General features: G+C 42.3%; 9 protein-coding genes and 1 pseudogene. 3 read left to right on the forward strand and 7 right to left on the reverse strand.

Translation table 11 applies throughout. The annotated features are described in order from the left end of the window. Positions 1 to 13 precede the first annotated feature (13 nt). Genes namA through IEX12_RS04900 form a run of 3 tightly spaced genes read left to right on the forward strand, consistent with a single transcriptional unit; the run spans position 14 to position 3,352 of the window. Entirely contained in the window at positions 14 to 1,030 is a 1,017-nt protein-coding gene (gene namA, locus IEX12_RS04890) for an NADPH dehydrogenase NamA (protein WP_088050560.1), read from the forward strand. 12 nt (positions 1,031 to 1,042) lie between these two features. Beyond that, positions 1,043 to 1,981 (forward strand): ribonuclease Z, encoded by a 939-nt coding sequence (gene rnz / locus IEX12_RS04895; protein ID WP_102415126.1) that lies wholly within the window; start codon positions 1,043 to 1,045, stop codon positions 1,979 to 1,981. Then, positions 1,982 to 3,352, forward strand: coding sequence for an aldehyde dehydrogenase (locus tag IEX12_RS04900; RefSeq protein WP_188724745.1), 1,371 nt, complete (start codon positions 1,982 to 1,984; stop codon positions 3,350 to 3,352). It begins immediately after the preceding gene. 85 nt (positions 3,353 to 3,437) lie between these two features. Here the strand turns inward: IEX12_RS04900 and IEX12_RS04905 are convergent, their stop codons facing one another. The 7 genes and pseudogenes from IEX12_RS04905 to argD all read right to left on the reverse strand — a co-directional run bounded on the left by IEX12_RS04905 (position 3,438) and on the right by argD (position 13,140). Further along, positions 3,438 to 4,286, reverse strand: a complete 849-nt coding sequence (locus IEX12_RS04905; RefSeq protein WP_155554385.1) for a gluzincin family metallopeptidase — start codon at positions 4,284 to 4,286, stop codon at positions 3,438 to 3,440. A gap of 114 nt (positions 4,287 to 4,400) precedes the next feature. Beyond that, a pseudogene (locus IEX12_RS04910) lies at positions 4,401 to 4,868 on the reverse strand (helix-hairpin-helix domain-containing protein). 143 nt (positions 4,869 to 5,011) lie between these two features. Next, the gene (gene argH / locus IEX12_RS04915; RefSeq protein ID WP_155554386.1) at positions 5,012 to 6,385 is read right to left on the reverse strand and encodes an argininosuccinate lyase; all 1,374 of its coding nucleotides are present in this window, start codon (positions 6,383 to 6,385) and stop codon (positions 5,012 to 5,014) included. Between the two features lie 65 nt (positions 6,386 to 6,450). Continuing rightward, the gene (locus IEX12_RS04920; protein ID WP_155554387.1) at positions 6,451 to 7,662 is read right to left on the reverse strand and encodes an argininosuccinate synthase; all 1,212 of its coding nucleotides are present in this window, start codon (positions 7,660 to 7,662) and stop codon (positions 6,451 to 6,453) included. A gap of 158 nt (positions 7,663 to 7,820) precedes the next feature. After that, positions 7,821 to 8,789: an ornithine carbamoyltransferase gene (gene argF / locus IEX12_RS04925; protein WP_088050567.1), complete on the reverse strand. Its 969-nt coding sequence runs from the start codon at positions 8,787 to 8,789 to the stop codon at positions 7,821 to 7,823. 19 nt (positions 8,790 to 8,808) lie between these two features. Further along, positions 8,809 to 11,979 (reverse strand): carbamoyl-phosphate synthase (glutamine-hydrolyzing) large subunit, encoded by a 3,171-nt coding sequence (carB, locus tag IEX12_RS04930; RefSeq protein WP_102415120.1) that lies wholly within the window; start codon positions 11,977 to 11,979, stop codon positions 8,809 to 8,811. A gap of 18 nt (positions 11,980 to 11,997) precedes the next feature. After that, positions 11,998 to 13,140, reverse strand: coding sequence for an acetylornithine transaminase (gene argD / locus IEX12_RS04935; RefSeq protein WP_102416321.1), 1,143 nt, complete (start codon positions 13,138 to 13,140; stop codon positions 11,998 to 12,000). Positions 13,141 to 13,157 lie beyond the last annotated feature (17 nt).

Raw genomic sequence — 13,157 nt, forward strand, 5'->3', positions numbered from 1 at the left:
GGAGGATGTATTAATGGCAAAATTATTTTCACCAATAACCTTTCAAGATGTTGAACTAAAAAATCGGATTGTGATGTCGCCGATGTGTATGTATTCGGTCTTCAAACAAGACGGGATTATTACACCATTTCATTTCACCCATTTGGTTAGCCGGGCAGTTGGTCAGGTAGGATTAGTAATTACTGAGGCGACTGCCGTTCAGCCTGAAGGACGAATTTCTGCAGAGGATTTAGGAATTTGGGGAGATGAACATGTTGCCGGATTAACGGAATTAAACGAACATCTTCACGCCTATGGTGCAAAAACTGGCATTCAGCTTGCCCATGCTGGTCGGAAGGCAGAGCTGGAATCGGATATTTTTGCCCCATCTGCGATTAAGTTCAATGACGCTTATAAAGTACCAAAAGAGATGAGCCAGGAAGATATTAAGCAAACCATTGATGCGTTTAAACAAGCAGCAAGGCGCTCTAAATTGGCGGGATTTGATATTGTAGAAATTCATGGTGCCCATGGCTATTTAGTAAATCAGTTTCTATCTCCTTTAACGAATCAGCGGACAGATAACTATGGCGGTTCCCGGGAAAATCGTTACCGTTTTTTATCAGAAATAATTGAGGCGGTAAAAACAGAGTGGAACGGTCCTATTTTCGTCCGTATTTCAACAGATGAATACAATGAGGCTGGCAATACAATGGAGGATATACTTTATTTTTCAAGTGAAATGAAAAAGCAAGGAATCGATTTAATTGATTGCAGTTCCGGCGGTGTTGTTCCAGCTAAAATCAACTCCTACCCTGGTTATCAAGTACCACGCTGTGAAGCGATCAAAAAAGAAACAGCTATTGCGACCGGTGCAGTTGGCCTGATCACAAGCGGACTGCAAGCAGAAGAAATTGTGCAAAATGACCGGGCAGATCTTGTCATTATTGGACGTGCATTACTTAGAAATCCATATTGGGCAAAGGCAGCAGCCGATGAACTAGGCTATGCATTGGAAGCACCTACCCAGTACGAACGCGGTTGGCAATAGGAGGAGGTCATCATGGAATTAATTTTCCTTGGTACTGGTGCAGGAGTTCCTTCAAATGAACGTAATGTATCGGCGATTGCGCTAACAATGCTGCAGGAGGCGAACAGCATCTGGCTATTTGACTGTGGGGAAGCAACCCAGCACCAAATCATGAAGACATCGCTCAAGCCGCGGAAGATCAACAAAATTTTTATCACCCATATGCATGGTGATCATATCTTTGGCCTTCCTGGTTTCCTGAGCAGCCGCTCCTTCCAGGGTGGAGATGATTTATTGACTGTTTACGGTCCTAAAGGGATCAAGGAGTTTATTGAAACAAGTCTCACAACAAGTGAGACCCATCTTAAATATCCGCTCGAAATTGTTGAGATATCGGAAGGTAAGGTGTTTGACGATGTTCAGTTTACCGTCTACTGTAAAAAATTACAGCATGGAATTCCCTGTTATGGGTATCGAATCGTGGAAAAGGATAAACCAGGTGTGCTATTAGCGGACAATTTAAAGGAAGCTGGCATCCAGCCCGGACCAATTTATCAGCAAATTAAAGATAATGCGGTCGTCACAACTGCCGATGGAAAAACGATTCATCGGAAGGATTTTCTCGGACCCGACAAGCCCGGACGAATCATTTCGATTCTTGGGGATACAAGAAATACCGAACAAAACAAAACATTTGTGGAAAACGCTGATTGCTTAATCCATGAAGCAACGTTTGATCAGGAAAAAGCAGATCTTGCCCATGAATATTTTCACTCAACGACAGCCCAGGCAGCAATGCTCGCCCGTGATGCTGGCGTCAAACGACTCATATTAACACATATCTCGTCACGCTACCAAAAAGCGGACAACGTATTGTTACGAAAAGAAGCTTGCAGCATTTTTCCAAACACAGAAATTGCCAATGATTTTTTCCGTACGACTATTAAGACGAAAAATTCAAGGAGTGATTAAATGGAACGAGTGCAAGGATTGATTAAAGAGCAACGGGATTTCTTTTTGAGCGGGGAAACATTAACGTACGCTTTTCGCAAGCAGCAGTTGAAAAAGCTGAAGGCCATGTTGAAAAACTATGAATCACAAATTTATCAAGCATTGAAAACGGATCTAAACAAATCTAAACATGAAACACTTACGACAGAACTCGGCTTTTTATATACCGAGATTGACTTCGCACTTAAAAATTTAAAAAGCTGGATGGAAGATGAAAAAGTGGATGCTCCCCTGACGCATAAGGGGACAAAAAACTACATCATGTCGGAGCCATACGGTGTTACGTTAATTATTTCGCCATGGAACTATCCGCTTCAGCTAGCGCTTGCACCAGCAATTGGGGCAATCGCCGCCGGAAACACCGTAATTCTGAAGCCTTCTGAATTTACCGAAACAATGTCCGGGTTGTTTACGGAAATGATCATTGCAACATTTGACCATCGTTATTTTGCTGTGGTCGAGGGTGACAAAGCGATAAGTGAACAATTAGTTAAACAGCCTGTTGATTATATCTTTTTCACTGGAAGTTCGAACGTTGGAAAAATAATCATGCGTCAGGCAAGTGAGCACCTAACTCCTGTCACACTGGAATTGGGCGGCAAAAGCCCGGCAATTATTAACCAGGATGCCGAAATTGATCTGGCAGCAAAACGAATTGTCTGGGGTAAATTCACCAATGCCGGACAAACCTGTGTTGCGCCGGATTACTTGTATGTTCATGAAAAGGCGAAGCCAAAATTATTCAAAGCCATGAAAAAATACATTAAATCGCTTTACGGCAAGAAACCGTTAAAAAATGAAGACTATGTTCATATTGTCAATGAAAACCATTTTAACAGATTACAAGCTTTTCTAACCAATGGAATAATCGTTCATGGCGGAAGTGTTAACACAGATAAAAACAGCATAGAGCCAACGATTTTGGATAAGGTGACGTGGGAAGATCCCATTATGCAGGAGGAAATCTTCGGTCCGCTATTACCGGTACTGACATTTTCTAAGCTTGATGATGTCATATCCACTTTAAAACAAATGGATAAACCACTCGCACTCTATTATTTTGGCGAGAATGAGCGTGATCAGGAAACGGTTCTGCAGCAGCTGTCATTCGGTGGCGGATGCATCAATGATACACTCTATCATCTGGCAAATCCAAATTTACCTTTTGGTGGTGTTGGCAATAGCGGAATGGGCGGATATCACGGCAAATACGGTTTTGATACATTTTCACATAAGAAGAGTATCATGAAGCAAACGACTAAATTCGATATCCCACTACGCTACCCGAGAAGTAAAATAGCTCATTCACTGGTAAAGCGGATAATGAAATAACGGTAAAACGCTTGGAAATGAAGTTTTTCCAAGCGTTTTTGTATAATACACCTATATATACCGTTAGCATCATTTTTATACCCTTTTACCCTTTATTCAAAAGTTGAGCTTTAAACCAATTGTCGACAGAGTTTGTGATGTCCCCATTGGCTAATAGTGTTAATGCTTCGCTCGCAGTTAACCTTTTGCATAGATCCCGAACAAATGAAGTTCCTAAATAATAACCAAGTCGGCTATATCCGAATTGCTTCCCGCCTGACAACCTAAACCATTCTTGTTCCATGTTTACTGATCCATTTTCAAGTTCATCCTTAAAAGCTTCCACCAGCTTCATATAATTTTCCTGACAAAACGAAAACCAATCCTCTCCCTTTTCATCATAAGAAAAATAAACGCTTTTAGGATTACCTGGTACCAGTTTTTCAGAGAAATACGTAGCTATCCCTTCTAAATACATAGAGATACGGACGTCCAGCCAATTAATAGCATTCCAGTCAATACCCGCACGCCCTAATATATGATAATGATAACTATGGACAAATTCATGAGCCACGATTACTTCTAATAACTTTGGATCCTGATGCAGCTTTTCAACAGCGAAATAGATTTCAGTTTTATGATCGACAAACGCATTCGAGGCATATAACCCAACAAAGATATGTACTGGAACGTCAAGTGAAAAACCGAAGTAATCCTTTCCTTTACCTGCCACATTTTTTATAACGCCGGGTAGTAACTTGGCAATTTCCTGTAGTCTGGAATAATCCTCAGAATAGCGATATATTGCAGCTTTCATTTTTTCAGTTGTTTTTTTGCAATAACCATTGAAGTATGTGTTAAAAATTTTTGGATGTGCTAGATGATATTTCCTAATAGAAGAAAGATCGGGTTTATTTGAACTTAAGAATTTTTCCACGGTATTCTCAATTTCCAACTATGACATCTCCGTATAAAAATTATTCTAGATCAAGTACTACTGCTTATAAAAAATTTGTTTTATCACGAAGGAACGATAATTCAGATTATGGATTATGATAATTTGTCTTCATTACTCTTTCTCATACCAAGCTTTTTGAGGTCTGTCTTTTGGATACCCAAACAGTTCACGATACCTTTTTCTTTCATTTGTGAAATCAAACCATTGTTTACCGCTACTTGGTTCGTTAGCAAAGTTAATGACACAGCGAATTTGGTCTTCTACACAACTATCCGTCCATACACCTAATTTCTTTTTTTATGAATCAAAAAGAATAGCACCATTCTTATCTTTAATTTCTTGTAATGAATAAATCTTTAAAACGTTTACCAATTTTTCAGCTAATTTATGGCCAATTGATGGAACGGTTTGAAATTCTGCTAATGCTTTAACTACTAGAGATCTGTCTTCGGAGATATTCAGTATTTGTGCTAATTGATTCGTGCTAAGCGAGTGTATTTCGCTTATTTTTATTTTAGCTTTTTGAAGTCTTGCTTTTTCATCACGTGTTAGTGGTAATTTTGGATTTGTACTCAACATTCAATCTCCTTTTAACGATTATCAAAAAACCCAGTTTTATTTCACAAAAGTTGCAGCATAATTATAGTTTCAACCTCCACTTCACAATTTCCTGCTTATCCACAAAAATAACCCAGTTTGACTGAGTTATTTTTAAATTGATTCTATTCCACTAAAGCCTTTGCTTGCTCCAACTGTTCACGTACTTGCTTTTCTGCAGTGCCGCCAGTACTATTGCGCGCCTCCACCACATGTTTTGGCTGAAGCACTTCAAAAATATCTTCCGCAAACAGTTCACTAAATGATCGATATTCGTCAAGTGATAGTCCCAACAAATACTTTTTCTGCTGGATCGCATACAAAACAATCTTACCAATGATTTCATGTGCCAGACGAAATGGAAGACCTTTTGTAACAAGGTAGTCGGCAATATCGGTTGCATTGGAGTAATCCTGGTCAACAGCCTTGTACATTTTTTCTTTCTTTACTTTCATCGTTTCGATCATTGGTGCAAGCAACCGTAATGAACCATCCAGTGTTTTTACAGTATCAAGCAGTCCTTCTTTGTCCTCCTGCATGTCTTTGTTATAGGCTAGCGGGAGTCCCTTTAAAACCGTAAGCAATCCGAATAAATTTCCATGAACGCGTCCTGTTTTCCCACGCAAAAGCTCGGGCACATCTGGATTCTTTTTTTGAGGCATGATACTTGAACCAGTGCAGAAAGAGTCGTCCAGTTCGATAAAATCAAATTCCTGACTTGACCACGTGACAAGCTCCTCTGAAAGTCGTGATATATGTGTCATTATGATTGAGGCAATCGCTAAGAATTCCAGAATAAAATCACGGTCACTAACCGCATCCAAACTGTTCGGATAGACGTTTTCAAATCCGAGCAACGCTGCAGTACGCTCACGATTGATTGGAAAAGTCGTCCCGGCAAGGGCACCGGTACCAAGCGGAGACCAGTTTACCCGCTTCAAACTATCAACCAGACGCTGTTTATCCCGCTCAAGCATCCAGAAATAGGCAAGCATATGGTGGGAAAATAACACTGGTTGTGCCCGTTGAAGATGTGTATACCCTGGCATAATGACATCGATATTTGCTTCCGCTTGTTTCACAAATGCCGTTTGCACAGTTGTCACCAGTTTGATGATTTCTTTTGTTTTTTTATTTACATATAAATGGATATCAGTTGCGACTTGGTCATTTCGGCTTCGTCCGGTATGGAGTTTCCCACCGACAGGCCCGATTTCGTCAATGAGCATTTTTTCGATGTTCATATGAATGTCCTCATGTTCCACCGAATATTCAATCAATCCAGCATTGATTTTTTCTTCAATAGTTCTGAGGCCATTGATAATCTTTGATGCTTCATCATTGGTAATGATCTCACACTCAGCGAGCATCGTAACGTGGGCGATACTTCCCTCAATATCTTCCATTGCAAATTGTTGATCAAAATCAATGGAAGCGGTAAATGATTCAACAAGCTCATTCGTTGATTTTGTAAACCGTCCACCCCAAAGCTTAGACATGAATTATTCGCTCCTTTATGTAACGAATTTACGGAAGCCCAGATGATGAACCTCCGCAAATCACTTTATTTATATACCTTTTCTTTCTGATGAATTTCCGCATGAACTTTCGTTGGCAGTCCCCACAGCTTGATAAAGCCGACCGCAGCATCATGATCAAACATGTCACCTTTTTCATAAGTCGCTAATTTTTCATTATACAAGCTAAAATCAGACTTCCGAGCGATAACGGTATGATTACCTTTAAATAACTTCACGCGCACTTTTCCGGAAACCGTTTTTTGGGTTTCGGCAACAAACGCGTCAACAGCATTACGCAATGGAGAATACCACAGCCCATCATAGATCATTTTGGCGAATTGCTGATCAATCGTTTTCTTGAATTGACTGACCTCCCGCGTATGAGTTAAAAATTCCATCTCCTGATGGGCATTGATTAAGATTAATGCGGCGGGATTTTCATAGACTTCCCGGGATTTAATGCCGACTAAACGATTTTCAATATGATCAATCCGCCCGATTCCATGCTCACCGCCTGTAGCATTTAATGTCTCAATGATCGAAACCAGCCCCATCGGCTCGTCATTCAATGCTACTGGAACGCCATTTTCAAAGGAAATATCGACTAATTCAGGCTTGTGAGGTGTTGTTTCAATCGGATTCGTCCAGGCAAAAGCTGCTTCTGGTGCCTCATTCCACGGATTTTCGAGGACCCCTGCTTCACAGGCACGTCCCCAAATATTCGCATCAATCGAAAATGGATTATCCAGATCAACGGGGATCGGGATTCCTTTGTCTTTTGCATAAGCGATTTCCTCATCACGTGTCATCCCCCATTCTCTGACAGGGGCAACTACTTGTAAATCAGGGTTCAGGGCCTGTATGGAAACCTCAAAACGCACCTGATCGTTCCCCTTTCCGGTACAGCCGTGGGCCACTGCAATCGCACCTTCCTGCTCAGCTACATCAACGAGCAGTTTAGCGATTAAAGGACGACTCAATGCGGAAGATAGCGGGTATTTCCCTTCATATAATGCATTTGCTTGCAATGCCGGCATGAGATAATCGTTCGCCAGCATTTCTTTTGCATCAATAACAATTGCTTTAATAGCTCCGACGTTTAATGCTTTTTGCCGGACAGCCTCCAAATCCTTTTCTTCCCCAAGATCAATCGCCAATGCAATCACATCATAATTATATTTCTCCTGCAGCCATTTAATTGAAACAGATGTATCCAATCCACCTGAATAAGCTAGCACAATTTTCCCTTCACTCATATCTCCATACCCCCAATTTATTTATTTATTCGTTCGTGTTCAAAAGCCGCCAAATTGGATCTTGAAGGTCGAGGCGTCATGGGTCCCGAGCATCGGCTGTTCCTCTACAACTCTTAAAGGTCGTTGCTTAGCTTTGCTGACTTTTTGAACAACCTCTATTACCCCAGCAACAGTTTCAACAATGCTTTTTGCGCATGCAGCCGATTTTCCGCTTCGTCAAACACAACCGAATGAGAACCATCCATAATTGCAGCGGAAACTTCCTCTCCTCGATGTGCAGGCAAACAATGTAAAAATGTAAAATCTGCTTTGGCATGCTTGCACAAGTTCTCATTGACCTGATACGGCGCGAAAATATTCTTCCGCTCTTCATTTTCCTGTTCTTTTCCCATACTTGCCCATACGTCTGTCACCACAATATCCGCGTCCACCATCGCCTCTGCTGGGCTTTCGCTGACACTTAGCTTCGTTCCATTTGCTGTTGCCTCTTGTTTGAGTTCTCCGAGAATTTCCGGATTCGGCCGATAATTCGTCGGGCAGGCAATTGCCACATCCATTCCAACCTTCACTGCTCCCTCCATTAAAGAGTGGCACATGTTGTTATTTCCATCACCAAAATAGGCGAGTTTTAGGCCAGCCAGTTTTCCTTTATGCTCGTAAATGGTTAATAAATCTGCAAGTACTTGTGTCGGATGATGCAGATCCGTCAACCCATTGATAACTGGAACGGTAGCATATTGTGCATAGGTTTCGATAATCTTATGACTGAATGTTCGGATCATTAAGCCGTCCACATAACGTGACAGTACTTTTGCCGTATCTGCGTTTGATTCTCCCCGGCCAAGCTGGATATCACCCGCGCTAAGAAAAATTGCCTCGCCGCCAAGCTGCAACATTCCGACTTCAAATGACACCCTTGTTCTGGTAGATGCTTTTTCAAAAATCATTCCGAGAACTTTTCCCCGTAAGCAGGGGTTAAAAATCCCCGCTTTCGTTTGCTTTTTAAGCTTGACCGCTTCAGCTAACAGCATGGTTATTTCAGTTTTGTTAAAATGACCGAGGGTTAAAAAATCCTTATGCTGCAAAATGGGTCGAGCCTTATCCTCTGTTGAAAGTACATTCGTCATAAAAATCAATCCCCTTCCACTAAACAGTTGAATACGTATGAAGATAGTCCTGTAATGATGTAACAGAATTAGTCTGTATGTTACTTTCGATTACTGCCTGTAATGTCGAAAGCGATGTAAACAATGGAACCTGATACGTTACGGCAAGTGCCCGGATCTGCCTTCCGCTTTTCTTATTTTGCAAACCGGTCGGAGTGACAACTGTCCCAGCTATGATTTGCTGCTGAAAAACCCTTTCCAATTCTGCTGAACTACTTTCGATGGTCTGATTGACAATCTCGTGTTTGCTTAAATAGGCACTCGTTCCCGGTGTGGCAAGTAATGAAAAATCTTTCCTCAGTTCTTTGCTAATTGACAACAGTGCCGGCTTCTCTCTATCCGTTATTGAGCAAAGCACATATCGTTTTTCCGAATCTTTTTCGATCGTATACGCCTTCATATCAGTTGCTTTAGCAAGTGCGTCCTTATACGTTGCTGCAAGACCAAGCGCTTCACCGGTCGATTTCATTTCCGGACCGAGCTTGTGATCAACGCCCGCTAATTGTGCTGCCGAAAATACTGGTGCCTTCACTGCATAATAACCAAGTGATTCCGGTACACGATTCCTTTCAAGCCGCTCCCCAAGCTGGGTACGAATGGCCAATTCAACCATTGGCACCCCCGTTATTTTGCTAATCATCGGGATGGTTCGTGACGCTCTCGGGTTCACTTCCAGCACATATATCTGCTCATCTGTAATAACAAACTGGATATTAACCAAGCCAACTATATTTGCCGCTTTGCAAATGGATTGCGCATAATAAAGCAATATTTCCTGTTGGATGGAAGATAAACGAACAGGTGGCATGACGGCAATGCTGTCGCCAGAATGAACACCAGCCTGTTCCACATGCTCCACAATCCCCGGCACAAAGCAATGTTCCCCATCGGTAATAACATCCACTTCCGCCTCTAGCCCCGGTGTATATTTGTCAACCAAGATCGGCCAAATTCGCTGATCAGAATAACGGATTGTGTCCAAATAGGCGACCAATGCTGCCTCCTGATGAATAATAAACATGGATTGCCCGCCAATCACATACGATGGGCGAACCAGAACCGGGTACCCGATTTTTTCAGCGCAGGCTTTGATTTCATTTAGACTGTAGGCCATTTCCCCTTGAATATGCGGAATGTTTATCTCCTTAAGCAGCTGATAAAAATGTTTCCGATCCTCCAGCTGGTCAATTTTTTCTGGTGAAGTACCGTAAATCCGGACTCCCGCATCCGCCAAATCTTTAGCGAGGTTAATTGCGGTTTGCCCGCCAAATTGAATAAATACACCTTCCACCTTTTCCCGACGGGTTACAGCTAAAATATCCTCCGTCGTTAATGGCTCAAAATAAAGATGATCGGCTACTGAACTGTCCGTACTAACAGTTTCCGGATTGTTATTTACGATTACAGTTGTGTAACCCATTTTTTTCAAGGCATAAACCGCATGGACGGAGCTATAATCAAATTCCATCCCTTGCCCGATACGAATCGGTCCAGAGCCAAGAATCAGTACTTTATTCCCTTGCACAGATCCCGCATCGGGCATTTCTTTGTTATACCAGGTCGAATAATAATATGGGAAATGATTTTCGGAAGCAACTACCTGATAACTTGGCATTAACTGAAACTCCTTGATTTTTTCCTGTACCTCCTGTTCCGTTGCCTGGAAAAATTCAGCCAATGCCTTGTTGCTGATTTGCAAATGTTTTGCTTGTAATAATTGCTCGGCAGTGACTTTATCTAATGATGCAGTCTTTAGGGTTTGTTCCATCCCTACAATTTGTTTGATTTTCTTTAAAAACAGCCGGCTGATCGCGGTCAAATGATAAATTTCCTGCACACCTTTTCCCATCCGCAGTGCTTCTGCCACAGCAAACAACCGTAAATCAGTAGGTTGCTGCATGTGTTCAAGCAAAACCGGATAGTCTTTACCGGTAATTAACGGATGCTGTAAGGATGTTAAACCGTTATCCAACGAGCGAACTGCTTTATTCAATGCGGCTTCAAAGGTTAGATCGATCGCCATTGTTTCCCCGGTAGCCTTCATTTGTGTCCCTAACTCTCTATCTGCCTCCGGAAACTTATCAAAGGAAAATCGCGGAATTTTTACAACCGTATAATCGATAAATAGTTGATGAACGGTATCAGTCTTGGATGGGAAATAGTCATCCAATGATTGACCAAGCGCCAATTTTGTTGCGATTTTAGCAATCGGACAGCCGGTTGCTTTCGATGCTAATGCTGACGAACGACTCACCCGTGGATTAACTTCAATAACATAATATTCGTTTGTATCATGGGCAAGGGCAAATTGAATATTACACGCGCCAATAACCCCGAGTTCGCGAATAATGGTAACCGCTGCATTACAAAGCATTGTATTTTGCTGTTCTGTTAATGTCTGTGCTGGTGCAACGACAATCGAATCGCCTGTATGGACACCAACCGGATCGACGTTTTCCATGCTGCAGACAATAACACAATCATCATGGACATCGCGAATCACTTCAAATTCAATTTCTTTAAAGCCTTTGATACTTTTCTCTAACAGTACCTGATGAATCGGGCTTATCTGCAGTCCATTCGTGACAATTGATTGTAATTGCAAGCTGTTTTCCGCAAAACCGCCACCGGTGCCACCTAGTGTATAGGCTGGACGAATAATTACCGGATAGCCGATTTCCTCTGCACGGCTGACAGCTTGCTCCACCGTCGTAATAATATGGGAATCAGGTACTGGTTCGTTTAGTTCTTGCATAAGCGCACGAAATTTTTCCCGGTCTTCCCCATTTTGCATTGAATTTACTGATGTTCCCAACAATTGAACATCGTATTTTTCCAATAAACCAGAATTGTGCACTTCCAATGTCAAATTTAATCCTGTTTGGCCGCCAAGTGTCCCAATAAGCCCATCGGGACGTTCTTTTTCAAAAATGTTTTCAATGGAGTTGACGGTCATCGGCTCAAGGTAAATACGATCAGCAACTGTTTCATCGGTCATAATTGTTGCTGGATTGTTGTTCAGTAAAACGACTTCGATTCCTTCTTCTTTCAATGCCAAGCATGCCTCTGTACCGGCATAATCAAATTCTGCGGCCTGCCCGATGACAATTGGACCTGAACCAATAACCAGTACCTTTTTTACCTGATTGATAAGCCATAACCTCCTGTTTTACGAAAATACGTGTGTCAGTACGCTTCGGAATTTTTTTATAAACAACAGAATGTCGTCTTCTGTTATCGTCAGTGGTGGCAAGAGCCGAATGACGGAGGGGCCAGCTGTCAGAATCAGTAATTTTTCCTGAATAGCTGCTTGCACGATTTCTCCCGCCGGTACATCCGCCACTTCCATTCCAATCAAGAGCCCCCGCCCGCGAATCGTCTTAATTTGCGGGAATTCCTGTTTCAGCTGTTTTAAATAGGTGATCAATAACATACTTTTCTCGGCACCATTTTGGATAACCGGTGAATGAACTAATTCCGTTACCGTTGCGAGACCAGCTGTTGCTGCCAGTGGGTTGCCGCCGAATGTACTACCATGGCTCCCTGGCTGAAAAGCCTGTGCTATCCTTTTTTTTGCAAGCATGGCACCAATCGGAAATCCGGAACCTAAACCTTTAGCAAGGGTGATGATGTCCGGTTCCAATCCATATTGTTGGTAGGCAAACAACGAACCTGTACGTCCCATGCCAGTTTGCACTTCGTCAATAACAAGCAATATTTGCAGGTCTGTACAAATCTGAACAAGCTCATCAATCCAATCCTGTTCTGCCGGGATGACACCACCTTCCCCTTGCACAAGCTCAAGCATAACCGCAGCAGGCTGTTCCACTTTCAGCCTTGCCAGACTAACCCGATCATTGTAGGGAAAATAGGTAAATCCTTTTAATAAAGGAGCAAAACCGGTCTGAATTTTCCCCTGTCCTGTTGCACTCAGGGTAGCCATTGTACGGCCGTGAAATGACTGGCGGAACGTTACAATATTGGAGCGCTCTGTACTAAACAAGCGGACAAGCTTGATCGCTGCTTCATTCGCTTCTGCACCGCTATTACAGAAAAAGACTTGATCCAGACAACTGTATTCGGTTAGTAATGCTGCCAATTTTTCCTGAGCATCAATGTGATATAAATTGGAACAGTGCCACAGTTCCTCTAGTTGACTGGACACCGCTTCTTTCACTGCCTGCGGAACATGGCCAAGGTTGCAAGTCGCAATCCCTGCAGTAAAATCCAAAAACCTGCAGCCATCCGTATCCCAAACATAACTGCCCTTTCCCTTGGCAACCGTTATGGGAAAACGATTGTACGTCTGCATTAATGATGATTGAATCG

The organism is Lentibacillus populi, assembly GCA_014642895.1.
Lineage (GTDB): Bacteria > Bacillota > Bacilli > Bacillales > Amphibacillaceae > Lentibacillus_C > Lentibacillus_C populi.